At 70.6% G+C, this 24585-nt stretch carries 20 protein-coding genes; 16 read left to right on the top strand and 4 right to left on the bottom strand.

The window, feature by feature from the left end; genetic code table 11:
- Positions 1-363: 363 nt before the first annotated feature.
- The 4 genes from BLT28_RS37110 (at position 364) to BLT28_RS37125 (ending at position 5303) form a co-directional block, all read left to right on the top strand.
- Positions 364-1149, top strand: coding sequence for a response regulator transcription factor (locus BLT28_RS37110; protein ID WP_052407091.1), 786 nt, complete (start codon positions 364-366; stop codon positions 1147-1149).
- A gap of 324 nt (positions 1150-1473) precedes the next feature.
- Entirely contained in the window at positions 1474-2748 is a 1275-nt protein-coding gene (locus BLT28_RS37115) for a four-carbon acid sugar kinase family protein (RefSeq protein ID WP_156050706.1), read from the top strand.
- The gene (locus tag BLT28_RS37120) at positions 2745-4241 is read left to right on the top strand and encodes an FGGY-family carbohydrate kinase (protein WP_052407090.1); all 1497 of its coding nucleotides are present in this window, start codon (positions 2745-2747) and stop codon (positions 4239-4241) included. The genes BLT28_RS37115 and BLT28_RS37120 overlap by 4 nt, the downstream gene beginning before the upstream one ends.
- Before the next feature lie 60 nt (positions 4242-4301).
- The gene (locus BLT28_RS37125; RefSeq protein ID WP_197683928.1) at positions 4302-5303 is read left to right on the top strand and encodes a LacI family DNA-binding transcriptional regulator; all 1002 of its coding nucleotides are present in this window, start codon (positions 4302-4304) and stop codon (positions 5301-5303) included.
- Here BLT28_RS37125 and BLT28_RS37130 read toward each other — a convergent pair.
- The gene (locus BLT28_RS37130; protein ID WP_030428499.1) at positions 5272-5751 is read right to left on the bottom strand and encodes a hypothetical protein; all 480 of its coding nucleotides are present in this window, start codon (positions 5749-5751) and stop codon (positions 5272-5274) included. The genes BLT28_RS37125 and BLT28_RS37130 overlap by 32 nt on opposite strands.
- 175 nt (positions 5752-5926) lie before the next feature.
- Here BLT28_RS37130 and BLT28_RS37135 point away from each other — a divergent pair, with 175 nt between their 5' ends.
- Entirely contained in the window at positions 5927-6547 is a 621-nt protein-coding gene (locus BLT28_RS37135) for a VC0807 family protein (protein WP_030428498.1), read from the top strand.
- Position 6548: 1 nt separating this feature from the next.
- Here the strand turns inward: BLT28_RS37135 and BLT28_RS37140 are convergent, their stop codons facing one another.
- Positions 6549-7271: a MerR family transcriptional regulator gene (locus BLT28_RS37140; RefSeq protein WP_231950546.1), complete on the bottom strand. Its 723-nt coding sequence runs from the start codon at positions 7269-7271 to the stop codon at positions 6549-6551.
- 80 nt (positions 7272-7351) lie between these two features.
- Between BLT28_RS37140 and BLT28_RS37145 the strand changes: the two genes are divergently transcribed.
- The 6 genes from BLT28_RS37145 to BLT28_RS37170 all read left to right on the top strand — a co-directional run bounded on the left by BLT28_RS37145 (position 7352) and on the right by BLT28_RS37170 (position 15487).
- Complete coding sequence (locus tag BLT28_RS37145; RefSeq protein WP_030428496.1) at positions 7352-8494, top strand: CaiB/BaiF CoA transferase family protein; 1143 nt, start codon at positions 7352-7354, stop codon at positions 8492-8494.
- 1 nt (position 8495) lies between these two features.
- A complete protein-coding gene (locus BLT28_RS37150; RefSeq protein ID WP_030428495.1) occupies positions 8496-9638 on the top strand; it encodes an acyl-CoA dehydrogenase family protein in 1143 nt (380 codons plus the stop codon).
- 22 nt (positions 9639-9660) lie between these two features.
- Complete coding sequence (locus BLT28_RS37155) at positions 9661-10503, top strand: oxygenase MpaB family protein (RefSeq protein ID WP_030428494.1); 843 nt, start codon at positions 9661-9663, stop codon at positions 10501-10503.
- 100 nt (positions 10504-10603) lie between these two features.
- Positions 10604-11815: an acetyl-CoA C-acetyltransferase gene (locus tag BLT28_RS37160; RefSeq protein ID WP_030428493.1), complete on the top strand. Its 1212-nt coding sequence runs from the start codon at positions 10604-10606 to the stop codon at positions 11813-11815.
- 22 nt (positions 11816-11837) lie between these two features.
- Entirely contained in the window at positions 11838-14033 is a 2196-nt protein-coding gene (locus BLT28_RS37165) for a 3-hydroxyacyl-CoA dehydrogenase NAD-binding domain-containing protein (protein WP_030428492.1), read from the top strand.
- A 110-nt stretch (positions 14034-14143) separates the two neighbouring features.
- Positions 14144-15487 carry a serine/threonine-protein kinase gene (locus BLT28_RS37170; protein WP_162184816.1) on the top strand — a complete coding sequence of 448 codons (1344 nt, stop codon included), beginning with the start codon at positions 14144-14146 and terminating at the stop codon, positions 15485-15487.
- Positions 15488-15579: 92 nt separating this feature from the next.
- On the opposite strand, the gene BLT28_RS37175 is transcribed toward BLT28_RS37170, so the two are convergent.
- Both BLT28_RS37175 and BLT28_RS37180 read right to left on the bottom strand, forming a co-directional pair.
- Positions 15580-16917: a 6-phospho-beta-glucosidase gene (locus BLT28_RS37175; protein WP_030428490.1), complete on the bottom strand. Its 1338-nt coding sequence runs from the start codon at positions 16915-16917 to the stop codon at positions 15580-15582.
- Positions 16914-17666 carry a DeoR/GlpR family DNA-binding transcription regulator gene (locus tag BLT28_RS37180; RefSeq protein WP_030428489.1) on the bottom strand — a complete coding sequence of 251 codons (753 nt, stop codon included), beginning with the start codon at positions 17664-17666 and terminating at the stop codon, positions 16914-16916. The genes BLT28_RS37175 and BLT28_RS37180 overlap by 4 nt, the downstream gene beginning before the upstream one ends.
- A 144-nt stretch (positions 17667-17810) precedes the next feature.
- Here BLT28_RS37180 and BLT28_RS37185 point away from each other — a divergent pair, with 144 nt between their 5' ends.
- The 5 genes from BLT28_RS37185 to BLT28_RS37205 all read left to right on the top strand — a co-directional run bounded on the left by BLT28_RS37185 (position 17811) and on the right by BLT28_RS37205 (position 24579).
- Positions 17811-18938, top strand: coding sequence for a carbohydrate kinase family protein (locus tag BLT28_RS37185; RefSeq protein ID WP_322788471.1), 1128 nt, complete (start codon positions 17811-17813; stop codon positions 18936-18938).
- A 50-nt stretch (positions 18939-18988) separates the two neighbouring features.
- Positions 18989-20281, top strand: a complete 1293-nt coding sequence (locus BLT28_RS37190) for an extracellular solute-binding protein (RefSeq protein WP_197683929.1) — start codon at positions 18989-18991, stop codon at positions 20279-20281.
- Positions 20268-21140 carry a carbohydrate ABC transporter permease gene (locus BLT28_RS37195; RefSeq protein WP_030428486.1) on the top strand — a complete coding sequence of 291 codons (873 nt, stop codon included), beginning with the start codon at positions 20268-20270 and terminating at the stop codon, positions 21138-21140. Before BLT28_RS37190 ends, BLT28_RS37195 begins: the two co-directional genes overlap by 14 nt.
- Positions 21140-21946 (top strand): carbohydrate ABC transporter permease, encoded by an 807-nt coding sequence (locus tag BLT28_RS37200; protein ID WP_030428485.1) that lies wholly within the window; start codon positions 21140-21142, stop codon positions 21944-21946. The genes BLT28_RS37195 and BLT28_RS37200 overlap by 1 nt, the downstream gene beginning before the upstream one ends.
- A gap of 62 nt (positions 21947-22008) precedes the next feature.
- Positions 22009-24579: a sugar-binding protein gene (locus BLT28_RS37205; RefSeq protein WP_052407135.1), complete on the top strand. Its 2571-nt coding sequence runs from the start codon at positions 22009-22011 to the stop codon at positions 24577-24579.
- Positions 24580-24585 lie beyond the last annotated feature (6 nt).

Raw genomic sequence — 24585 nt, forward strand, 5'->3', positions numbered from 1 at the left:
GCGCCGTGGTGCTGCCCTTTCACAGTGGTGCTCACCCACTGTGTTCACCGGCAGAAGGGTAAGAGGGCGAGCCGGGCACGTCAACGTGACTGCGCTGGCTGGGACGGGTTGTCAACAGTTTGACAAGCGCCGCCCCGGCGTACTCTGGGCGAAGGACACGCGTCCGGGCTACTCCGGCCGTACCTACTTGCAGGTAAACGGCGCGTTGCCGGGACGGAAGACGCTGCCCACTTCGATGACACACGTGTTGACTGCCGCGGGCCTACTTAAGTAGGATCCGGTTGTCAGAAGTTGTCAACACTCACGGCAAAGCGTGATTCAGGGTTGTCAGCTCTGTCCCGGGGGCCAGTGGAAAGGTCTGTCATGTCGCTGCACACTCCGCCGCCTGACCTGCGGCCACGTGAACTTTCGTGCACCTGCTCGCGCGAGGAACCGCAGGACACCAGGCTGCGCGTGCTCGCCGTCGACCGTCACCCGGTCGTGGCCGAAGGGTTGCGAGCCTGTTTCGGCAGGCACCCCGACTTCGCCTTCGTCGGCGCCGTCGGCGGCGGTGCCCGCGTCGTCGACCAGGTGTGCGCGGCGCGCCCGGACGTGGTCCTCGTCGACATCGACCTCGGCGAGGTCGATGGCATCGAGGTGATCAAGGCCGTGCTGCGCACCCGCCTGCCCGTCGTCGTGGTGGTCTTCTCCGACAACCAGGCGCGGGCCGGTGCGGCGCTGGAGGCGGGCGCGATGGGCTTCGTGCTCAAGACCGCCGCGCCGGAGGAGCTGGTCTCCGCGGTCCGCCAGGCCCGCAGCGGCGTCGCGGCCATGCCGTCGCAGCTGCTGCCCGTGCCCGGCCGGATGCCGCGGCTGCGCAGGCAGGAGAGCCGTTCGGTGCTCTCCGGTCGCGAGCTGGACGTGCTCCGCCTGGTCGCCGAGGGGCTGACCAACGCCGAGATCGGCCGCAGGCTCTTCGTCGCCGAGACCACCGTGAAGACGCACCTGCAGCGGGTCTTCTCCAAGCTGCACGTCAGCGACCGGGCGGCGGCCGTGGCCAACGCCCTGTCCAACGGACTGCTCGTGCCGGGGCCCGAGGGCTTCGGCGGGGGCCTGCGCGTCCTGGACGCCGAGCCCGTGATGACCGGCGCCCGCCGGTCCGCGAGCTAGCGCGCGGGAGGCATTGCCTGGGCCGGCTTCGGGGGTCGGCCCAGACCTGCCAGTCGGGGCGATCCGGCACACGACCCTGCACCGGCCGGGCGACCGGCCGGAGTGGCGCCGGTGGGACCTGGACCGGTGGTGACCTTCTCCGGCGCCACCGGTCCAGGCCCGGTCCCTCGCGTGACTGGCAACTCTGTCAAGCGACCGGTGCCCGGTGCCGATGCACTCGATATTCCCGAAGGGTCGTCAGATTGTTGACAGCCCAGGCCCGAATGCGAGAGGTTCGGCAGTGCCCTGCATCACACCGCTCACCGCTCATTGGCTGGACCGGTCTTGACTGCTGCCACCCATGAGGTGTTCGCCGCCGCCGACGACCACCGCAGGGTCGTCATCATCGACGACGACCCGACCGGAACCCACACGGCTTCCGACATCGACGTCGTCCTGCGCCCGGACACCGCGGCCTTCGACACGTTCCTGCGCGGCCCCCGCAAGGCCGTCTTCGCGTTGTCCAACACCCGGGGCCTGCCCCGCTCCACCGCTGCCGCGATGGTGTCGGGGATCGCGGAGCAGGCGAGGACGGCCGCCGAGGCCGCGGGCCAGGAGCTGGCCTTCCTGTTGCGCGGGGACTCCGCGCTGCGCGGCCACGTCTTCCCGGAGATGGAGGCCGTCGCGCAGAACACCTCCGGGCTGTTCGTCCCGGCCTTCCTGGAGCGCGGCAGGTTCACCAGGGACGGCGTGCACCACATCAGCATCGACGGGAAGGCGGTCCCCGCCGCCGAGACCGAGTTCGCCCGTGACCGGGTCTTCGGCTACCGCAGCCACGCCATCGCCGACTGGGTGGACGAGGTCACCCAGGGGCGCTGGAAGGCCCGCACCGTCAGCCTCGACGCGCTGCGCGAGGGCGGCCCCACCGTGGTGCGGGACGCGCTCTTCGACGCCGGGCCGCACGAGGTGGTCGTACCGGACGCCACCGAGTACTCCGACCTGGAGACGATCTCCGAGGGCCTGATCGCCGCCGAGCGCTCCGGCAAGTCCGTCGTCGTCCGGTGCGGGGTCTCCTTCGCGACCGTGCGCGCGGGCTTGCGCGCCCGGACGATCGACGAGGCCAGGCTCGGCGGGCGGGGCAGGCTGCTGGTGATCTGCGGGTCGGTCAGCGAGACCAGCACCCGGCAGGTCGACGCGCTGGGCGAGCTGGCGAACCGGCGGATCGAGATGTCCACCGCGGCGGCGATCGGCGGCTGTCCGGACATGGTCGGCGAGCTGACCTCGCGCATCCGTGCGGAGCTGGCCGAGCACGGGGTCGCGGTGCTGAGCACCGAGCGCTCCGCGCACGACGGGCCGGACACGCCCGCGGTGCTGCTGGACTCGCTCACCGAGATCGTCTCGGTGGTGGCGCCGACCGTGGACAGCGTGATCGTCAAGGGCGGGATCACCTCCTCCCGGGTGGCCACCGACGGTTTCAAGGCGCGCACCGCCACCGTCGCCGGGCAGCTGATGCCGGGTGTTCCCCTGTGGCTGCTGGAGAACCGGCCGTTCGTGGTGGTGCCGGGCTCCGTCGGTGACGACGACGCCCTGCGCAGGCTTGTCAGCGCGTTCGCCGGATGAGCACCTCGGCGGGCGGCGCGGCGCCGCGTCGCCTGCTCGCCGGGGTGGACGTCGGCAGCGGCAACATCAAGGTCGGTTTCTTCGGCGTGGACGGCGTCCCGGTCGTCCGGCTGGTCCGGCCCACCCCGCGCGGGCAGGGCGGCCAGCACTACGACGCCGAACGGATCGTCCAGGTGGTGCTGGACTGCCTCGCGGAGTGCGTCAGCGTGGCGGGCACCGCCCCGGAGGCCATCGGCGTCGCGAGCATGGCCGAGACCGGGGTCGCGCTCGACGCGGACCTGAAACCCTTGCACCCCATGCTTTCCTGGGCCGACGGGCGGGCCGCCGCGCAGACGGCGTGGCTGGACCGCGAGCTGGGCGCGGTGTCGCTTGCGGCGACGACGGGGCTGCCGGTGCACGCGCGGCACCCGCTGCCGAAGTGGTTGTGGCTGCGGGAGCACGCGGCCGGTGTGCTGCGCAAGACGCGGTGCTGGGTCAGCGTCGCCGACCTCGTCGCGCTCGCGCTGACCGGGGAGCTGAGCACCAACGTCACCCTCGCCCAGCGCACCATGGCCTTCGACGTGCGCAACGGCGAGTTCGACGCGGACCTGCTGGCACTGGCCGGGCTGCGCCGCACGCAGCTTCCCCCGGTGCTGGCGCGAGGTGAGGTCACCGGGCAGGTCACCGAGTCCGCGGCGGTCGGCACCGGCCTGTTCGCGGGCACACCCGTTGTCATCGCCGGGCACGACCACCTCGTCGGCGCGTACGCGGCGGGGGTGCGGGCGCCGGGTCAGCTCGCCGACTCCGCGGGCTCGACCGAGGCGGTGATCGCCGTCGCCGACCGGCTCGCCGATCCGTCCGCGCTGGTGGCCACCGGGACCAGCGCGGGGCGCTACGTGGACGGCTCGCGCTGGTGCATGATCGGCGAACTGCCCAGCAGCAGTGGGCTGGCGGAGTGGTTCGTGCACCGCATGCTGGCCGAGGCTGACGGTGGGAAGGACGCGGTGAAGCGCTTCCTCGACCTGGTCGCCGAGAGCACGGAGCGGCCGACCGGGGTTGTCGTGGAGCCGTACCTGCACGGTTGCGCGGCCCCGCAGCCGCGCCCGCACCGCAGGCTCGCGCTGCGCGGGGTGACCGAGCGGCACAGCCTCGCCGACCTGGCCGCCGCCGTGCTGGAAGGCACCGCGTTCCACGCGCGCTGGGTGTCGGAGGAGATCGCCGCCATCACCAACGTGCTGCCGGCGCGGGTCACGGTGCTCGGCGGGGAGCGGCTGCCGGGCTGGACGCAGATCAAGGCCGCGGTCAACCCGTGGCCGACCACCACGGTCAACGGGGACCCGACCTTGGTCGGCGCCGCGCTGCTGGCAGCGCCCGCCGCGGGGCTGGCCTCGATCGACCCGGGAGTGCAGCGGACCGAGGTCACCGCGGGCCCGGTGGTCTCCGCCCGCTACGAGGCCCTGTACCGCAGACGGTTCCTGCCGCCGACCGGTGAGCAGTTCCCCGCGCGGCGCTGATCCGCGGGCTTGGTAGCGTCCGGCTGACGATTCATGACTGTGCATGATCCGGGAGCCAGCGTGGCACGAAGCAAACCCTCCCGGCCGACCATGCGGGACGTCGCCGACGCCGCGGGGGTCGGGGTGATGACGGTGTCCCGCGTGATCAACGGGGCGGTCGGGGTCCGGCCGAGCACCGCCGAACGCGTGCGGGAGGCGATCACCCGCCTCGGCTACCAGCTCAACCACGCCGCCAGCACGCTGCGCCGCAGGCACCACGGGTCCATGGTGATCGCGTTGCTGGTGGACGACATCGCCAACCCCTTCTACGCGGCGCTCGCGGGCGCGGTGGAGGAGGAGGCCCGCGAGCACGGGTTCACGGTCCTCTTCGGCAGCGCCAAGGAAGACCTGCAACGGGAGCGGGAGCTGGTCCAGGCGTTCACCGCGCGCCGGGTGGACGGGCTGATCGCGGTGCCGACCGACACCGAGATGTGGCGGGACGCGCTGACGAGCGTCACGGTCGTCTTCGTGGACCGGCCGGCGAACGGGTTGCCGGTGGACTCGGTGCTCGTCGACGGCCGTTCGGCGGCGGAGCGCGGAGTGCGGCACCTGCTGGAGCACGGCCACACCCGGATCGGGTACCTCGGCGACCTGGCCTCGATCTGGACCGCGCAGCAACGACTTCAGGGCTACCGCGACGCGCTGGGGGAGGCGTTCGACCCGGAGCTGGTGCAGCAGGGACTGCGGGACGCGGCATCGGCGGAACGGGCCGCGCGGGAGCTGCTGGGGTCGGCGCGCCCGCCGACCGCGTTGTTCGCGGCCAACGACTTGATCACCATCGGCGCGGTGCGGGCGGTGGCGGAGTGCGGTGAGGGCACGGCGGTGGTGGGCTTCGACGACATCGTGCTCGCCGACCGGCTCTCGCCGCCGCTGACCGTGCTCGCGCAGGACCCGGTGGAGATCGGCACGACCGCGGCCCGGCTGCTGTTCGCCCGGCTCGACGGGGACGACACTCCGCGCCGGGAGGTGGTCCTGCCCGCGACGCTCGTGGTCAGGGGTTCGGGGGAGAGTCGTCCGGAGTGATGCGGCCGGACTCCAGCACCCGGGCGATCTGCGCCTTGTCCTCGCCGCGGCTCACGGTGACCAGGACGCCCGCCGCGCTGACGACCATCGCGAACTCGGGCTCGTTCGGCAGTTGGGTCGGCTTGGCGACGTAGGAGGGCAGCCGCGTGACGACGTCCGTGGTGGGCTTGGCGTTCTCCACCGGCTCCAGCACGAGCGCCTCGGTGCGGTCGGTCTGCCGCGCCGGGCACTCCGGGTTCGGCCTGGGGTGCCCGAGGTAGACCGCGTGCTTGTCGAAGCGGACGCACGTGCCCGGGGCGCGATCCAGATCGATCACCTCCCAGGAGGCGGGCACATCGATCTCGTAGCCGCGGTAGGCGACGGGTTTCGTGTCCTCGGCCGCGTTCGCGGTGCCCGGCACGACGAGGAGCGCGGCCAGGAGGAACAGCGACGGCGTGCGGCGGTCCATCCTGCGACCCTCGCACCGCGCTCCGGCCGCCGCAGTCCCGGCCGCGTCGATTGCACACCTCTGAGTGAGCCATGTTTACCCCTCCTCACAGGGAATCTGATGTCGGGCCGGAGCGGGGAGGAGGTGTGGTTCGCTGTCATGTGCTTGGGGCGAGCGGAAAACAGGGGAGGCGAAGGTGTCGAACGCCGCGAAGAAATCGATCGTTCCGGTGCTGCTGCTCGACGTCGGCATGCCGCTCGCCGCCTACTACGGCGCGCGGGCGCTCGGGCTCGCCGAGTACTTCGCGTTGCTCGCCGCCACGCTCGCCGCGGGGGTGCGGCTCGGCTACGTGGCTTGGCGGCGCAGGACCGCGGACGCCATCTCCGCGGTCATGCTGCTGATGTTCGGCGTCGGCCTCGGGCTGTCCTTCGTCACCGGCGAGGAGCGCATGGTGCTGGTGCTCCAGTCCGGGACCACCGCTGCGCTCGGGTTGTTCCTGCTCGGCACCTGCGTGTTCGGCGTGCCCGCGGTCTTCACCGCGGTCAAGCGGATCCGCGCCGGTGAGGCGGAGTTGATGCGGCGGTGGGACGTCCTCTACGCCGAGGAGCCGCGATTCCGCCGGATCTTCACGGTGATCACGCTGGTGTGGGCGTTGGCGCTCGTCGGTGAGGCGGCGCTGCGCATTCCGGTGGCCTACCTGCTGCCGCTGGACGTCGCGGTCGGCCTGTCGTCGGTGATGCCCGCGGTCGTCATCACGGCCACGCTGATGTGGACGGCTTGGTACAGCAGGCGAGCCGGAGCGCGGTACGCCGGTTAGCTCAGGAGCCGGAGACCTTGCGGCGCAGGGTGTGGTTGACGGCGCGTTCGAAGCCGCTGACCAACGCCTGGATCGTCACCGGCTTGAGCTTGTCGGTGATCTGGCGGACGCGTTCGCGTTCCCCCGCGGGGCGGCCCTGCTCCACGTAGGGGCGCAAAACGTTGTCCGCGAACAGTTCCTGGAGTTCGGCGGCCATCGCCACCACGTGCCGCTCGACGACCTTCTTCGCCGCGTGCAGCATCTCCGGCGGCATCCCGAGGTCGATGATCTCCAGTCCGTTGGCGAGCAGCGTCGGGTTGAGCAAGGTGAACCGGGTGCCGTCGTCGGTGCGCTCGAGGACGCCGAGCGAGACCAGCTGTTCGATCGTGCCCTCGTCGAGCTGGCGGCCCGCGCGGCGGCTCAGCTCGTGCAGCTCGACCTCCTCGCGCGTCTCGGCCACCCACGGGGTGAGCAGCGCGCGCTGCAACGCCAAGTCCTCGGCGGAGGCGTCGTCGGGGATGCGCTGGAGGTGCCGCTCGACCGCGGCGAGGGTGAAACCGAGGGCCTGGAGCTCGCGGATCAGCTCCAGCCGGGCCAGGTGCACGGGGCCGTACAGGCCGACGCGTCCCCGCAGCCTGGGCGGGGGCAGGAGGGAACGGCCCGCGTAGAAGCGCACGGTGCGCACCGTGACCCCGGCCCGCGCGGCCAGCTCGTCCACGGTGTACTCGGCGTCGGGCTCGGCCATCATCTCTCCTTGACTGATGTGACACCAGGACTGTAACACTAGCCACGTCCAGGTCGTTCCCGCGCGAAGGGCGGTGGAGCGTGGCGGGTCCGCTCTCCGGGATCAAAGTCGTCGAGCTGGCCGGGCTCGGCCCCGCGCCGTTCTGCGGCATGCTGCTGGCCGACCTCGGTGCCGAGGTCGTCCGCGTCGACCGGCCGGGAGGCGGCGGGCTGCTGCCGAGGGATGCCAACGACGTGCTCGGCCGGGGCCGCCGTGAGGTGGTCGTCGACCTCAAGCACGAGCGTGGCGCCGAGGTCGTGCTCCGCCTGGCGGAACAGGCCGACGTGCTCATCGAGGGCTTCCGCCCGGGTGTCGCGGAGCGGCTGGGCGTCGGGCCGGAGCCGTGCCTGGCGCGCAACCCCCGGCTCGTCTACGGCCGGATGACGGGGTGGGGGCAGGACGGCCCGCTCGCCGCGTCCGCCGGGCACGACATCGGCTACATCGCGATCACCGGTGCGCTGCACGCCTTCGGGCGCGCGGGCGGGCCGCCGCAGGTGCCGATGAACCTCGTCGGGGACTTCGGTGGCGGCGCCATGTACCTGGCGGTCGGCGTGCTGTCCGCGGTGATCCAGGCGGGGCGCACCGGCCGGGGTCAGGTCGTGGACGCCGCGATCGTGGACGGCACGGCGCACCTCAGTGCGATGATCTACGGGATGGTCGCCGCCGGTGGCTGGCAGGACCGGCGCGGTGTGAACCTCCTCGACACGGGTGCCCCGTTCTACGACGTGTACGAGACGGCGGACGGCGGTCACATGGCCGTCGGCGCGCTGGAGCCGCAGTTCTACGCGGAGTTCGAGCGGTTGCTCGACCCCGATGGGCTGCCGGATCGCACCGATCCGGCCAACTGGCCCGAGTTGCGGCGGCGCATCGCGGAGATCTTCGCGAGCCGGACCCGCGACGAGTGGGCGAAGGTGTTCGAGGGCACCGACGCGTGCGTCTCGCCGGTGCTGGGCATGACCGAGGCCGCGGATCACCCGCACAACAAGGCGCGTGGTGTCTTCGTGGCGCCCGGCGGTGTGGTGCAACCCGCGCCCGCGCCGCGTTTCTCCGCCACTCCGGCACCTCCGGTCGGCGTTCCCGCCGCGCCGGGCAGCCACACCAGGGCCGTGCTCACCGAGTGGGGTCTGTCCGATGTGGATGAACTCATCGAGTCCGGTGCCGTGCACCAGAGAAACGAGGACTGAGATGCGGCGCGAGCTGTTCACCGCCGACCACGACGCGCTCCGCGACGCCGCGAGGACCTTCGTGGCCAAGGAGATCGAGCCCTACCACGCGCAGTGGGAAGCCGACGGCATCGTCAGCCGTGAGCTGTGGACGAAGGCGGGAGCGCAGGGGCTGCTCGGCATGGACGTGCCGGAGTCCTTGGGCGGCGGGGGTGTGGACGACTACCGCTACCAGGCGATCCTCGACGAGGAGCTGGTCCGGGTCGGGGCGAGCGGGGTCGGCTTCCCGGTGCACAACGACATCATCGCGCCGTACCTGCTCAAGCTCGGCACCGAGGAGCAGAAACGCCGGTGGCTTCCGGGATTCTGCTCAGGGGAGCTGGTCACGGCCATCGCGATGACCGAGCCCGGCGTCGGCTCGGACCTCCAGGGGATCACCACGACGGCCGTCCGGGACGGCGACGAGTACGTGATCAACGGCTCGAAGACCTTCATCTCCAACGGGATCCACGCCGACCTGGTGATCGTGGTGGCACGCACCGACCCGGGCGCCGGGCACCAGGGCATCAGCCTGTTCGTGGTGGAGCGCGGCACACCGGGGTTCGAGCGCGGACGCAACCTGGACAAGATCGGCCTGAAGGCGCAGGACACCGCGGAGCTGTTCTTCTCCGATGTGCGCGTTCCCGTCGAGAACCTGTTGGGGCAGGAGGGAATGGGCTTCATCTACCTCATGCAGAACCTGCCCCGCGAGCGGCTGTCCATCGCCGTCGCCGCGGTCGCCGCCGCCGAGCGCGTCCTGGAGCAGACGAAGCAGTACTGCTTGGAGCGCAAGGCTTTCGGCCGTCCGATCGGCAAGTTCCAGAACACCCGCTTCGAGCTGGCCGAGATGGCGACGGAGGTGCAGATCGCGCGGGTCTTCGTCGACCGCTGCATCGGCGAGCACCTCTCGGACCAGCTCTCCGTCGAGCACGCGGCGATGGCGAAGTGGTGGACCACCGAGCTGCAGGTGAAGGTCGTCGACCGCTGCCTGCAGCTGCACGGCGGCTACGGCTACATGACGGAGTACCCGATCGCGAAGGCGTACCTGGACTCCCGCGTGCAGACGATCTACGGCGGCACCACGGAGATCATGAAGGAGATCGTCGGCCGCTCGATGGGCCTGTGACGGCCGACCTATCCTGACCCGCGTGACGGTTGATCCAGGTCTGTTCGGCCCGAACTCGGTGACGTGGAACCTGCACGCCGATCCCGCGATGTGGCTCGGCGGGGTGTGCAGCCTGTACCTGCAGGCGCTGCATCCCCGGGCGGTCGCCGGCGTCGTGCAGAACTCGATCTTCCTTCAGGATCCGTTGGGCCGGTTGTCGCGCACCGCGAGCTTCGTCGGGCTCTCCACCTACGGCACGCACGCCGAGGTGCACGAGGCCGCCGCGCGCGTTCGGCGGATCCACCAAGCCCTGAAGGGGCGCGACCAGGACACCGGCGAGAAGTTCCCGGTGGACGACCCGGAACTGCTGTTGTGGGTGCACTGCGCCGAGGTCGCGTCCTTCGCGTCGGCGACCGTGCGCGCCGGGTTCCCCGCCACGCGAGCGCACCTGGACCGGTACTTCTTCGAGCAGCGGCGCTCGGCGGAGCTGGTCGGCCTCGTCGCCGGCGACGTGCCGGGCTCGGTGGGGGAGATGGCGGACTACTTCTCCGCGATGAAGCCCCACCTGCGCCGGACTCCGGACGCGGATCTCGTCTACGAGTTCCTGCACACCCCGCCGATGCCGCCATGGCTGCGCGTGCCGATGCGGGTGGGCTATCGGCCGCTCGGGCACCTGTCGTACTCGTTGCTGCCGGACTGGGCGATCGGGCTCTACGGGCGTCCGGCGTACTCCGAGGCGGGGGCGAGCTCGGGTGCCCGGGCGTTCCGGCTGGCGTTGTCGGTGATCCCGAAACGGCTGCGCTGGTCGGTCCCGTCCCGCCACCCGCTCGACGCGATCGCCCGCCTCGGCCGCTCGGCCACCCCGCGCCCCGGCCTGCTCCCGTGAGCGGGGCCACAAGTTTGACCCATGTGACAGCGCTGGTGTAACACTTGCGGTGAGCTTGTTACGCGCCGGTAGCGATGCGAGGCTGAAGGGCACGGCTGAGATGTCTGAAGCGTTTATCTACGACGCGATCCGAACCCCGCGGGGGCGCGGCAAGAAGACCGGATCGCTGCACGAGGTCAAGCCGATCTCACTGGTGGTGGGCCTGATCGACGAGCTGCGCCGCCGCAACCCGACCCTGGACCCGCAGCGGATCGAGGACGTCGTGCTCGGCGTCGTCTCCCCGGTCGGCGACCAGGGTTCGGTGATCGCCAAGACCGCCGCGCTCGCCGCCGGGCTGCCGGACACCGTCGCCGGTGTACAGCTCAACCGGTTCTGCGCCTCCGGCCTCGAAGCGGTCAACACCGCGGCGCAGAAGGTGCGCTCGGGCTGGGAGGACCTGGTCATCGCGGGCGGTGTCGAGTCGATGTCGCGGGTGCCGATGGGCTCCGACGGCGGCGCGTGGGCGATGGACCCGGAAACCAGCTACAGCACGGGATTCGTCCCGCAGGGGATCGGCGCCGACCTGATCGCCACGCTCGGCGGCTGGGACCGCGAGGCCGTCGACGCCTACGCCGTGGAGTCCCAGGTGCGCGCGGGCAAGGCGTGGACCAACGGCTACTTCAGCCGCTCCGTGGTTCCGGTGCGCGACCGCAACGGCCTCATCGTGCTCGGCCACGACGAGCAGGTCCGCCCGGACAGCACCGTGGAGAGCCTCGGCGCGCTCAAGCCCTCCTTCGCCGCGATGGGCGAGATGGGCGGCTTCGACGCGGTGGCGCTGCAGAAGTACCACTGGGTCGAGCGGATCGACCACGTGCACACCGCAGGCAACTCTTCCGGCATCGTCGACGGTGCCGCGCTCGTGCTCATCGGCAGCGAGCAGGTGGGCAAGGACCTCGGCCTGACCCCGCGCGCCCGCGTGGTGGCCACCGCGCTCTCCGGCGCCGACCCGACCATCATGCTGACCGGCCCGGCGCCCGCCACCCGCAAGGCACTGGCCAAGGCCGGACTGACCATCGACGACATCGACCTGATCGAGATGAACGAGGCGTTCGCGGCCGTGGTGCTGCGCTTCATGCAGGACATGGGCGTCTCGCACGACAAGGTCAACGTCAACGGCGGCGCGATCGCGATGGGCCACCCGCTCGGCGCGACCGGTGCGATGATCACCGGAACGCTGCTGGACGAGCTGGAGCGCCGTGAGGCGCGCTACGGCCTGGCCACCCTGTGCATCGGGGGCGGCATGGGCATCGCCACGATCATCGAGCGCGTCTGAATTCCCGGGAGCGAGACGGACAATGACTGAGACCATTCGCTGGGAGTCCGGCCAGGACGGCATCGTCGTCCTCACCCTCGACGACCCGGAGCAGCAGGCCAACACGATGAACGAGCGCTACCAGCGCTCCATGGCCGAGACCGTCGAGCGGCTGCACGCCGAGCGGGAGAACATCACCGGCGTCATCCTCACCTCGGCCAAGAAGACCTTCTTCGCCGGCGGCGACCTCAAGGACCTCGGCCGCATCCAGCCGGAGAACGCGCAGCAGGCGTTCGACGCCGCGCAGGGCGTGAAGGCCGCGCTGCGCAAGCTGGAGACGCTGGGCCGTCCCGTCGTGGCCGCCCTCAACGGTGCCGCGCTCGGTGGTGGCCTGGAGATCGCGCTGGCCACGCACCACCGCATCGCGCTGGACAACCCCAAGGCGCGCTTCGGCCTGCCCGAGGTCACCCTCGGCCTGCTGCCCGGTGGTGGCGGTGTCGTGCGCACCGTGCGGATGCTCGGCATCGTGGACGCGCTGATGAAGGTCCTGTTGCAGGGCAAGCAGATGCGCGCGCAGGAGGCCAAGGAGGTCGGCCTCATCGACGAGATCGTGGCCACGCCGGAGGAGATGCTGGCGCGGGCGCGTGAGTGGATCAAGGCGAACCCGGAGGCCGTGCAGCCCTGGGACGTCAAGGGCTACAAGATCCCCGGCGGCACCCCGTCCAACCCGAAGTTCGCGGCGAACCTGCCCGCGTTCCCGGCCAACCTGCGCAAGCAGCTCAAGGGCGCCCCGATGCCCGCGCCGCGCAACATCCTGGCCGCAGCGGTGGAGGGCGCGCAGGTCGACTTCGACACCGCGCTGCGGATCGAGACCCGCTACTTCGTCGACCTGGCGACCGGCCAGGTGGCGAAGAACATGATCAAGGCGTTCTTCTTCGACCTGCAGCACGCCAACTCCGGCGGCAGCAGGCCGAAGGACGTCCCCGCCTGGCAGGCCACCAAGGTCGCGGTGCTCGGCGCGGGCATGATGGGCGCGGGAATCGCCTACGTGTGCGCGAAGTCCGGTATGGAGGTCGTGCTCAAGGACGTCTCCGTCGAGAGCGCGGAGAAGGGCAAGGCGTACTCGCAGAGGATCCTCGACAAGGCCGTCTCCCGTGGACGGTCCACTGTGGAGGCTCGCGAGGAGGTGCTCGCCCGGATCAAGCCCACCGCCGACGTCGCCGACCTCGACGGCTGCGACCTGGTGATCGAGGCCGTCTTCGAGAACACCGCGCTCAAGCACAAGGTCTTCGGCGAGATCGAGGACGTCGTCGCGCCGACCGCGCTGCTGGCGTCCAACACCTCGACGCTGCCGATCACCGGCCTGGCCGAGGGGGTCAAGCGCCGCAAGGACTTCGTCGGCCTGCACTTCTTCTCCCCGGTGGACAAGATGCCGCTGGTGGAGATCGTCGTCGGCGAGCAGACCTCGGACGAGGCGCTGGCCCGCGCGGTGGACGTGGTCCGGCAGATCCGCAAGACGCCCATCGTGGTCAACGACAGCCGGGGCTTCTTCACCAGCCGGGTCATCGGCACCTTCCTCAACGAGGGCGTCGCGATGCTCGCCGAGGGCTACAGCCCCTCGACCATCGAGCAGGTGTCCTCGCAGGCGGGCTACCCCGCGCCGGTGCTGCAGCTGATGGACGAGCTGACGCTGACCCTGCCGCGCAAGATCCGCAACGAGACCAAGCAGGCCGTCATCGACGCGGGCGGCACCTGGACGCCGCACCCCGGCGAGGCCGTGATCGACCGCATGGTCGAGGAGTTCGGCCGCGAGGGCCGTGCCGCGGGCGCGGGCTTCTACGAGTACGCCGAAGACCCGCTTGCGGGGTCGAGCAACGGCACAGGCGGAAAGCGCCTCCGTCTCTGGCCCGGGCTCGTGGAGGCGTTCCCGGTGCGGCACACCGACGACGTGCCGTTCCAGGACCTCGTGGAGCGCCTGCTGTTCATCGAGGCGCTGGAGACCGTGCGCTGCGTCGAGGAGGGCGTGATCACCTCGGTCCCGGACGCGAACATCGGCTCGATCATGGGCATCGGCTTCCCGCCGTGGACCGGTGGTGTGCTCCAGTACATCAACGGCTACGAGGGCGGTCCGAAGGGTTTCCTGGCCCGCGCCGAGGAGCTGGCCGAGCGCTACGGCGACCGCTTCACCCCGCCTGCGCTGCTGCGCACCAAGGCCGACACCGGCGCGATCTTCGAGTGACCCTCGTGCGCTGACCCCCTCGCCCGCCCCGTCAAAGGCGTGACGCCGCCGATCACCCGTGGATGTACTGTGATCGACTGTCGTGCCGGCAGGGGCGGGCAGGGGAGGCCATGACATCGACGCGGACCGGTCACGTGATCGGCGGGCGCTACCGGTTGGTCGCCGAACTGGGGGCCGGCGGGTTCGGGCGGGTCTGGCGGGCCCGTGACGAGGCCCTCGACGTCGATGTGGCGATCAAGGAGCTGCGGCTGCTGCCGGGGATGTCGGAGGCCGAACAGGCCGAGCGTCTGGCGCGCGCCACGCGCGAGGCCCGCAACGCCGCCCGGTTGCGCAAGCACGAGAACATCGTCGCCATCCACGACGTCGTCGTCGAGAACGGCCTGCCCTGCATCGTCATGGAACTGGTCGACGGCTGCTCGCTGGACCAGCACATCAAGGCGCACGGCCCGCTGCCGGTGGACCAGGCCGCGCACGTCGCCACGGCGCTGCTGACGGCGATCGGCGCGGCGCACCGGGAAGGTGTCGTGCACCGCGACATCAAGCCGGCCAACGTGATGCTCGCCTCCGACGGCAAGGTCCTGCTCACCGATTTCGGGACCGCGGTCCACACCACCGACACCACCCTGACCGCGACCGGGATGATCGTCGGCTCGCCGGAGTACACCGCCCCGGAGCGGCTGCACGGCACGGACGGACTCCCGGCCAGCGACCTGTTCTCCCTGGGCGCGACCCTGTACCAGGCCGTGGAGGGCGTCTCGCCGTTCCGCCGCGACACCTCGACCGCGGCGCTGACCGCTGTCCTGCTGGAGCAGCCACCGGAGCCGGCCCGAGCCGGCAGGCTCACCCCGCTCATCACCCGGCTGCTGGACAAGGACCCGGGCGCCAGGCCGACGATCGCCCAGGCACTGGCCGCGACCGCCGAGCAGCCGACCGCCCACGTCCACGCGCGGCGGGCCACCAGGGTTCTCACCGCCCGTGCACCCGAGGGGACCCCGAAGATGTGGCAGGGCAAGGGCGTCGCCGTGCTGATGGCGCTCATCATCGCCCTCGGCGTCGTCGGCCTCACGGGTTCCGACGAGGGCTGGGATCGGCTCGACCGCTACCTGGGCCGCGAAGAGCCGAGCGCCGTCGCCGCGCTCGTCATGATCATCGCCGACGCCGTGCTGGTCGGCGCGCTGTGCGCCGGGGTCGCCCGGTTCGTGCCCCGGGCTGCCGGCCAGACCGTCACCATTGTCGTCGGCATCACCGGCTTCCTCGTCGGCGGCGTCGCCGCCGCTTCCGCCTTCAACGGCCTCATGCTGATCCTCTGGGACCTGGTGAGCGGCGCCTACGAGGGCGCGGTGCTGGTGCTCACCGTCCTCGTTCTCATCGCGGTCGGCTGGGCCTGGGAGGTGCGGAAGTCGCGACGCCCGAATCCCGGCACGACGGACGCCCGCGGCACGATCCCCAACTAGCGCCGCCCCCCATCCCGGCCTCCGTTTACGCACTGAATGAGTCATTGAGGTACTTGAACGCACCGAATGACTCATTCGGTGCGAAAGCGGGGTCAGGGCTTGAGGTCGGCGAGGGCGGGGAAGGCGGCGATGTAGGCGTCGAGGGTGCGCTCGGCCGCGGCCACGGAGTCGACCAGCGGGTGGGAGCCGAGGGCGAGCAGTGCCTGGTCGCGGTCGCGGTCCACGGCGGCGGTGATGGCGGCGCGCTCGCAGGACTTGACGTGGCGCATCAGGCCGATGGCGTGCTCGGGCAGCGGGTCGGTGGCGATGGGGCGGGGGCCGTTGCCGTCGACGACGCACGGCACCTCGACGACGGCATCGGCGGGGAGCCCGGGGACAGCGCCGCGGTTGCGCACGTTGAGGATCAGCGACTCGCGCTGGTTGCCGCCGATCGAAGCCATCAACCGGAGCGCGACCTGCTCGTAGCCGCCGCCGTCCATGTCGCACGCGTCGCGCTCACCGACGTCGGCTACGGCGCGCCCCTCGGCCATGTACGTGCTCTCGCGCTCCAGGCGGACGGCCTCCCACAACGCGAGGGCGTCGGGCGCGGACAACACCTGCGAGTAGAACTGGTCCTGCTGGGAGAGAAGGAACTCGCCGCGAGTCGACTCCGCGGAAGCGACTTCGGCCAGGGTCTCGCGTGCGAAGTAGTAGTAGTGCAGGTACTCGTTGGGGATCGCGCGCAGCGTCCGCAGCCACGAAGCGCCGAAGAGCTTGCCCTCCTCGAAGGACGTCAGCGCGACCGGATCGTCGAACAACGCCGGCAGCCGGTCGTGGCCGTTGACCCGCACGGCACGCAGCCACCCCAGGTGGTTCAGCCCGACGTAGTCGAAGCCCGCGCGGTCGAAAGGAACGTCCAGCGCGCGAGCCACCCGGCGGCACAGGCCGACGGGGGAGTCGCAGATGCCCACGACGCGGTCGCCGAGCACGGCCGACATGGCCTCGGTGACCATGCCGGCAGGATTGGTGAAGTTGATCAGCCACGCGTCCGGGGCCAGTCTGTCCACTGTGGACGCGATCTCCACGGCGACCGGGATCGTCCGCAGCGCGTAGCAGATCCCGCCGACGCCGACGGTCTCCTGGCCGAGCAGGCCCTCGCCGAGCGCCACGCGCTCGTCCAGGGTGCGCCCGCGCAGCCCGCCGACCCGGATCGCGGAGAACACCACGTCCGCCCCGCGCACCGCGTCTTCCAGCGAGGTCGTCACCCGCAGCTGGGGCCGCCACGCGCGATCGGCCGCCTGGCGGTCGAGCACGGCCGAGATCCCCTTGAGCCGCACGGGGTCCACGTCATGGAGCACCAGTTCGTCGACCAGCCGGTCCGGATCGTCCAGCAGGCTCGAATGCACCAGTGGGACCCGGAACCCGCCCCCGCCCAGCACGACCAGTCTCATGCGCGCACTACCTCCACCCCGGCCTCGCCCATCGTGTTCAGCGTCCGCTCGTCCGCCCCGGTGTTGGTGACCAGGACGTTCACCTCGTCCGGCCCGCAGATCCTGGCCAGCCCCGCGCCGGGGAACTTCGCCGCGTCGGCGAGCAGCACCACCTGGTCGGCCGCGGCGAGCATGGCCCGCTTCTGCGGCACCTCGACCACGGTGTCGTCCATGACCGAGCCGTCCGGGCGCACCCCCGCGGTACCCAGGAACAGCCGGTTCGCCCGCACCTGGCGCAGCGCGTCCTCGGTCAGGAAGCCGACCATCGACCGGTAGTTCCGCCGCACCACGCCGCCGAGCAGGATGAGCTGCACCGCGTGGTCGCTGACCAGTTCCTCGTAGACAGCGAGGTTGCTCGTCATGACGGTGACCGACCGCCCGTGCAGGTGCGCTGCCAGGCGGTGGGTGGTGGTGCCGATGTCCAGCAGCAGCACCTCGCCGTCGGCGACCATGGCCGCGGCCGCCTTCGCGACGGCGTCCTTGTCCGCGAGGTCCTCGCCCGCGGCGTAGTCGAAGGGCGGCTCGGCGTCCGGGCTGATCATCGCCCCGCCGTGCACCCTGGTCAGCACGCCGTCGCGCTCCAGGCAGATCAGGTCGCGGCGGATGGTGGCCGGGCTGGCGTCCAGCAGTTCCGCGAGGGTGCTGACGGTGGCCGAACCTTCCCGCGACAGGCAGCGCAGGATCTCCGAGTGTCGCCGCTGTGGGAGCACGATCTGAACACTATCAGTCAAAACCGCTCACAGGGCTGATCGTTTGAAGTGGTATGTCCGGTCAGTGTCAAATGGCATGCTCACGTCTTGTCACATATCTGCACGCAGGTGCAGACTCCACGAATTCGCAGGGGAGGAGAGTCGGTGGATCATCAGCCGCCCCATGGCCCACACGACGAGCGCCACGATCACGATCACGTCGAGATCGAGGTGGACCTCGACGCGGGCGCGCAGTTCCCCGGTGAACCCCCTGCCCTGGACGTGCTGCTGTCCGGCACGGTGTTCCTCGACATCATCTTCACCGGCCTGCCGCACCTGCCGAGGACCGGAACCGAGATCTGGTCGACCGGCCTGGGCTCCAGCCCCGGCGGGATCGCCAACCTCGCGGTCGCGCTGAGCAGGCTCCAGCTCAGGACCGGGCTGGCCGCGGCCTTCGGCGAGGACGTCTACGGCGACTTCTGCTGGGACGTGCTGGCCAACCAGGAGAAGGTCGACCTCGCCCACTCCCGCCGCTTCTACGGCTGGCACTCGCCGCTGACGGTGTCCATGGCGGTCAACAAGGACCGGAGCATGGTCACGCACGGCCACCCGGCCCCGATCGGCGCGGACGAGCTGCTCAACCCGCCGCCGCGGACCCGGGCCTGCTTCGTGCACGTGGACCTGCACAGCGACAACTGGGTCAAGCAGGCCAAGCGGGACGGCTCGCTGCTGTTCGCCGACGTCGGCTGGGACCCGAGCGAGAAGTGGGCGCCGTCGATGCTGCGCGAACTGCTCGACGGCTACGACGTGTTCCTGCCCAACTCCGTCGAGGCCACCCGCTACAGCCGCACCGAGGACCCGAAGGCGGCCGCGCGCGCCCTCGCCGAGATCGTCCCCGTGGTCGTGGTGACCAGGGGCGGGGAGGGCGCCGTCGCGGTGGACTCGCGCACCGGCGAGGAGGCCGAGGTCGGCGGGCTCAACGTGAACGCGCTCGACCCGACCGGCGCCGGTGACGTCTTCGGCGCGGGCTTCGTGTTCGGCACGCTGGCCGGCTGGCCGCTGGCGGACCGGGTGCACTTCGCCAACCTCTGCGCGGCGTTGTCCGTGCAGCACTTCGGCGGATCGCTGTCGGCGCCGGGCTGGTGCGACATCGCCATGTGGTGGCGGGCGCTGAGCTGCCGCCCGGACGACGGCCTCCGCGGCTACCACTTCCTCGACGACCTGCTGCCCAGCCACGGGTGCGCCACCGTGCGCAGGGCCAGCGCCACCATCGGACTGCGCGGTAATCCCTAGAGGAGGAGTTCCCTGTGCTCTCGCGGCTGGCGGTTCTGTCTCTGATTGCTGTGACATTGGGGGCCTGCGCCCCGGGGTCGGGGTCGGTCGGCGATCGACCGGCCGACCGCCCGGCCGGGGAGGTCCGCACCGATCCGGCCACCATGGGCAAGGTGACGCTGACCGTCTGGGACCAGGAGGTCCGCGGCGGCCAGGAGAAGCAGATCACCGCGCTGAACGACGCCTTCCAGCGGAAGTACCCGAACATCACGATCAAGCGCGTCGCCCGGTCCTTCGACGACCTGCGCAGCACGGTGAAGCTCGGGCTGACCGGAGCCGAGGCACCCGATGTCGTACAGGTCAACAACGGCAAGCAGGACATGGGCTCGTTCGTGAAAGCCGGTCTGCTGCAACCGCTCGACGGGTACGCGACGGCGCACAAGTGGACCCAGCGGATGCCCGAGTCCGTGCTGCGGCTGGCGAAGTACCCGGACAGCGGCGCGGTGCTCGGCGAGGGCAAGCTCTACGGCGTTCCGCAGACCGGTGAGCTGGTCGGCCTGTTCTACAACAAGGAGAAGCTGACCAAGCTCGGCATCCAGCCGCCGAAGACCTGGGAGGACTTCGACGCCGCACTCGCCGCGGCCAAGCGCGCGGGGGAGCTGCCGATCCAGTTCGGCAACCTGGAGAAGAGCAGCGGCAGCTACCTGTTCAGCCTCGCCATGCACCGCTACGGCAAGGCGGAGGAGGAGACGCGGCTCGCGACCGGTCGCGACGGAGTCTCGTGGAACACCGAGGCCAACAAGCAGGCCGCGCGGTTGTTGTTGTCCTGGGCGGACAACGGCTACTTCCCGCAGGGCTACGCGGGCATCAAGTCCGACGACTCGTGGGCGGCGTTCGCCAGGGGAGAGGGCCTGTTCCACGTCAGCGGCACCTGGCTGACCGCGGACATCCAGGCGGCCATGGGTGACAAGGTCGGTTTCCAGCTGCCTCCCGGCCAGACGGTCACCGGCGGGACGGGTCTGCCGTTCGCGGTCAGCGCACGCAGCAAGAACCCGGACGCCGCGGCGGCCTACATCGACTTCATCACCAACGCCGACGCGATGAAGGTGTTGGCGGACAACGGGAACCTGCCCGCGACCGAAGCGGACAAGCAGGCGGCGACCGGGCTCACCAAGGACGTGTTCACCGCCTGGCAGACGGCATCGCGTTCGACGCAGTTGGTGCCGTACCTGGACTACGCGACGGTGACCGCCTACGACACGGTGACCGGTGCGATCGAACAGCTGCTGGCCAAGCGGCACACGGTCGACCAGTTCCTGACGGTGTTGCAGGACGACCTGGACAAGGGCCGTGGCGGTCGCTGAGCCAAGGCGCGTCGGTTACCTCTACATCCTCCCGGCGCTGCTCGTCTACGGGTTGTTCCTGCTGTTCCCCTTGCTGCACAGCGGATGGATCTCGCTGTTCTCCTGGGACGGGCTGACCCTCGGCACGTTCGTCGGGCTGGACAACTACGCGGCGCTGGCCCGCGACGTCGGGTTCCTGTCCGCGTTCGGGCACGTCGCGGTGCTGCTGGTGTTCTTCGCGGTGCTGCCGGTGAGCATCGGTCTCGTCCTCGCGACTGCGTTGTCCCGCACCAGGATTCGCGGCATGGCGTTCTTCCGGACGGCCTTGTTCCTGCCGCAGGTCGTCGCGATGGTCGTCGTCGCGATCGCGTGGCAGCGGATCTTCGCCCCGGACGGCGCGCTCAACGACCTGCTGCGGTTCGTCGGGCTCGACGGTCTGGTCACCGCGTGGCTCGGCGACTCGGGCACCGCGCTGATCGCGGTCGGGCTCGTGGGCACCTGGGTGCAGACCGGGCTCGCGGTGGTGCTCTTCCTCGGCGGCATCGGCAAGATCTCCGGGGAGCTGTTCGACGCCGTCCGCCTCGACGGCGGCGGTGTGGTCAGGGAGTTCCGGACGGTCGTGCTGCCCGCGCTGCGCGCCGAGATCGGGGTGGCCCTGACGCTGACCGTGATCGCGGCACTGCGCACCTTCGACCTGGTGTACGTGATGACCCCGCAGGGCGGTCCAGGCGGGTCGACGACCGTGCCGTCCTACGAGATCTACCACCGCGCGTTCCACAGTGGACAGGTCGGATCGGCCGCGGCCATCGGGATCACGCTCACCGCACTCGCGTTCTTGATCACCTTCGGCATCACGAAGGTCACGGGGAGGGATCGCTGATGAGGGCTTCCCGACTGGAGCGCTTCGGCACGTACGCGGTTCTGGCGGTGTTCACCGCGTACGCGCTCTACCCGGTGCTGGCCATCCTGTTCACCGCGCTGCGGCCGGAGGTCGTCGGCCAGGGCGGAGTCCACTGGGAGAACTTCGTCAAGGCGTGGCACGAGGGCAACTTCGGCAGCTACCTCGGCACCAGTGCCATCGTCAGCGGCAGCGTCGTGGTCATCTCCGTCGTGCTGTCCGTGCTCGCCGGATACGCCTTCGGCACCATGCGTTTCCGCGGTCACCAGGTGCTGTTCTACGTGATGCTGCTCGGAATCATGGTGCCCGCCGAGGCGATCGTCGTGCCGTTGTACTTCGACCTTCGCGACCTCGGGCTGACCAACTCCTACCTCGCGCTGATCGCGCCCCAGGTCGCGCAGTCGGTCGCGTTCGGCGCGTTCTGGATGCGCACCTACTTCAGCTCCACCTCGCGGTCGGTGGTGGAGGCGGCCCGGCTCGACGGCGCGGGGCACTGGCAGACGCTGTGGCGCGTGCTGCTGCCGATGGGCCGCCCCGCGCTCGTCACGCTGGTCGTCATGGTCTTCATGTGGACCTGGAACGAGTTCCTGCTCGCGTTGGTCATGGTGACCGACGAAGCACTGCGCACCGCCCCGCTCGGGCTGCGGTTCTTCTCCGGGCGCGCGGTGACCAGTGTGCCGCTGTTGGCCGCCGCGTCGGTGCTCGTCGCACTGCCGGTGGTGCTTGTCTACCTGTTCCTGCAACGACATTTCATCCGGGGAATGCTTGACGGTGCCGTGAAGGGGTGAGTTTCGCCGTGCGGATCACTGCGTTGTTACCGTTAATCGCCGCTGCCGCGTTCGTGCTCGGGATGGACGAGCCCGTGACCGCCGAACAACCAGGACCTGTCGACCTTGGCGCGCTCTTCGTCGGTGCGCATCCCGATGACGAGTCCGGCGCGCTGTCGACGTTCGGCCGCTGGAAGGCCGAGCACGGGGTGCGCACCGGGGTCGTCACGATCACCAGGGGCGAGGGCGGCGGCAACGCGGTCGGCCCCGAGGAAGGACCGGAGCTGGGCCGGATCCGGGAGGCCGAGGAGCGCCGCGCGGTCGGCGCGGTGGGCATCACCGAGGTCTTCAACCTGGACAAGCCGGACTTCTACTACACGGTCAGCTCGCCGCTCACGCGCCGGGCGTGGGGCCAGGAAGACACCCTGGGCAGGCTGGTGCGGCTGATCCGGCAGACCAAGCCCGAGGTCGTGGTGACCATGGACCCCGCGCCCACGCCCGGGAACCACGGCAACCACCAGTACTCCGCGCGGCTCGCGGTGGAGGCGTACCGCGCGGCGGCAGATCCGGCCGCGTACCCGAAGCAGATCACCGAGGAAGGGCTGCGGCCGTGGTCGGTCGCGAAGGTCTTCATCACCGGGACGACGGGGGAGCGCAAGCTCGGTCCGTCCTGTGTGGATGGTCTACCGGCTGGTCAGTACGGCATGTGGAGCGGTGTCCCCGCGCCGGGCACCGGCACCACGTGGGCGCAGGTGGAGCGCAAGGCCCAGCGCGAGTACGTCAGCCAGGGCTGGGCCGGTTTCCCCGATGTGCCGACCGATCCGACGAAGATCGGGTGCGACTACTTCACCGAGGTGGCCAGTCGCGTCCCTGGTACCGCGAGCATGCTCGAAGGCGCGGTGCTGCCGGGTGCGCTGCCGCTGAGGACCGGGCTTTCCGTCGAGGTGGACCGCTTCTCGCTGGTCGCGGGCGCCGCGGCGAAGGTCCGCGTCACGGTGACCACCGACCGCGTGCTGCCGGACGCGAAGGTCGCGCTGTCGGTGCCGCAGGGGTGGTCCGTCAGCGGACGCGGCGAGCTGGGCACCGTCGTGGTGGGCCGCCCGGCAACGACGGAGTTCACTGTCACCGCGGGCATAGAGCTCGGCAGGTTCAGGCTCCCCGTTGAATTGTCCAGTGCGGACCGTCGTGGCTCCGGGACAGCTGTGATCGAAGTGGTGGAGCCTGTCCGCGCCACGCAGCAGGCGTTGCCTCAGGTCGCCGAGTTCCAGGAATGGGCGGCGAAAGCGGGTGCTCCGGTCCTCGCCGACAGGGTGCCGCCGGTGTTGACCCTGCCCTCCGGCGGAGCCCGCGACATCGACGTTCAGGTGACCAATCACGGCACTACCACTCAGTCGGGAACCGTGGACATCGCTCTGCCCAAGGGATTTACGGCTGACGCGCCGAGTAAGCCCTTCACCGCGGCGACGAAGACCGTGCGCTTCACGGTTCGCAACACCGATCCCGCGCTCCCAACGGGCATGAAGGGCGGCGATTACGCGTACTCCCTCACCGCGCGCCCGCAGAACGGCCCGGTCAGCACAACGAAGCAGGCGTTGGAACTGGTCCCCGCGACCACAATCGAGAAGGCCGCAGCAGAGCCCACAGTGGACGGAGCGGCTGGCCCCGACGAATACTCCGGTCCCGAGCTGGACGTGTCCGCGCGGTGGGAGGGCGACGACTGCGAGTCCCAAGCGGACTGCTCCGCGACGGCGCGACTGAACTGGCACGGGGACACGCTCTACGCCCTGGTCAAGGTCACCGACGACAAGCCGGGCAGCACGCTGGCGACGTCGGACTGCAAGCGCCACTGGCGAACCGACTCCGTGGAGATCACCCTCGACCCACGCGGCCGGTCGGAAAACACGTCCGACACCTACAAGCTCGCTGTGCTGCCAAGGACGTCTGAAGGTCCGGCGTGCGCGCTGCGCGACGCTGACAACCACCAAGGTGCCGCGCCGGGTGTGAAGGTGGCCAGCAAGACCGAGCAGACGGGCTACACGGTCGAGGTCGCGATCCCGTTGGCCGCATTGCCCGCGGCTGTCGATCCGGCCAACCTCGGCCTGAACGTGCTGGTCTACGACTCCGACACGCAGAACAAGACCGGGCAGACCCGCATCGGCTGGTCGACCTGGGGCGGTGTGCAGGGCGATCCGTACAGATGGGGTCGCGCCACGCTTGACCGAAGACCCGCTTGCGGGGTCGAGCATCAGCACAGGCTTTCGCCGTCCTCCGAATGTTCTCCCGTGACGCCACCGGTGCTGCCCTTGATCACGCTGTCCTCCGTGGACTCACCGCAGTCCATCGAGCAGTCGGTGCGCGTCGGGGTTCCGCTCGGTGGCTCGGCGAAGTCCCGGTCCGCGGTGCACGTGGTTCGCGCGACCGCCAAGGGGTCCACTGCGGACGTCCGGTTGATGGCGACGGGGTCGGGCAAGGTGCACGTGTTCGCCGTCGACGCGGCCGGACGCGTTGTGGGCGATCAGGTTCAGGACGTGCGCCCGGGTGCGCCGCGCCTGCGGCTGGAGCTGAGCGGAACACCCGCGAAGGTGCTGGTGGGCTACTCGGACCAGCGGGGTGCCACCGCGGCGGCCGTTGGGCGGATCGAAAGCGAGCCTTAACCACCC

It is taken from the genome of Allokutzneria albata (genome assembly GCF_900103775.1).
GTDB classification, from domain to species: Bacteria; Actinomycetota; Actinomycetes; order Mycobacteriales; family Pseudonocardiaceae; genus Allokutzneria; species Allokutzneria albata.

What these genes read in the sequence shown, in the direction of transcription:
- BLT28_RS37110 (WP_052407091.1), top strand. Translation starts at nt 364, where the DNA reads ATGTCGCTGCACACTCCGCCGCCTGACCTGCGGCCACGTGAACTTTCG.
- BLT28_RS37120 (WP_052407090.1), top strand. Translation starts at nt 2,745, where the DNA reads ATGAGCACCTCGGCGGGCGGCGCGGCGCCGCGTCGCCTGCTCGCCGGG.
- BLT28_RS37130 (WP_030428499.1), bottom strand. Translation starts at nt 5,751, where the DNA reads ATGGACCGCCGCACGCCGTCGCTGTTCCTCCTGGCCGCGCTCCTCGTC.
- BLT28_RS37140 (WP_231950546.1), bottom strand. Translation starts at nt 7,271, where the DNA reads ATGGCCGAGCCCGACGCCGAGTACACCGTGGACGAGCTGGCCGCGCGG.
- BLT28_RS37150 (WP_030428495.1), top strand. Translation starts at nt 8,496, where the DNA reads ATGCGGCGCGAGCTGTTCACCGCCGACCACGACGCGCTCCGCGACGCC.
- BLT28_RS37160 (WP_030428493.1), top strand. Translation starts at nt 10,604, where the DNA reads ATGTCTGAAGCGTTTATCTACGACGCGATCCGAACCCCGCGGGGGCGC.
- BLT28_RS37165 (WP_030428492.1), top strand. Translation starts at nt 11,838, where the DNA reads ATGACTGAGACCATTCGCTGGGAGTCCGGCCAGGACGGCATCGTCGTC.
- BLT28_RS37170 (WP_162184816.1), top strand. Translation starts at nt 14,144, where the DNA reads ATGACATCGACGCGGACCGGTCACGTGATCGGCGGGCGCTACCGGTTG.
- BLT28_RS37175 (WP_030428490.1), bottom strand. Translation starts at nt 16,917, where the DNA reads ATGAGACTGGTCGTGCTGGGCGGGGGCGGGTTCCGGGTCCCACTGGTG.
- BLT28_RS37200 (WP_030428485.1), top strand. Translation starts at nt 21,140, where the DNA reads ATGAGGGCTTCCCGACTGGAGCGCTTCGGCACGTACGCGGTTCTGGCG.
- BLT28_RS37205 (WP_052407135.1), top strand. Translation starts at nt 22,009, where the DNA reads ATGGACGAGCCCGTGACCGCCGAACAACCAGGACCTGTCGACCTTGGC.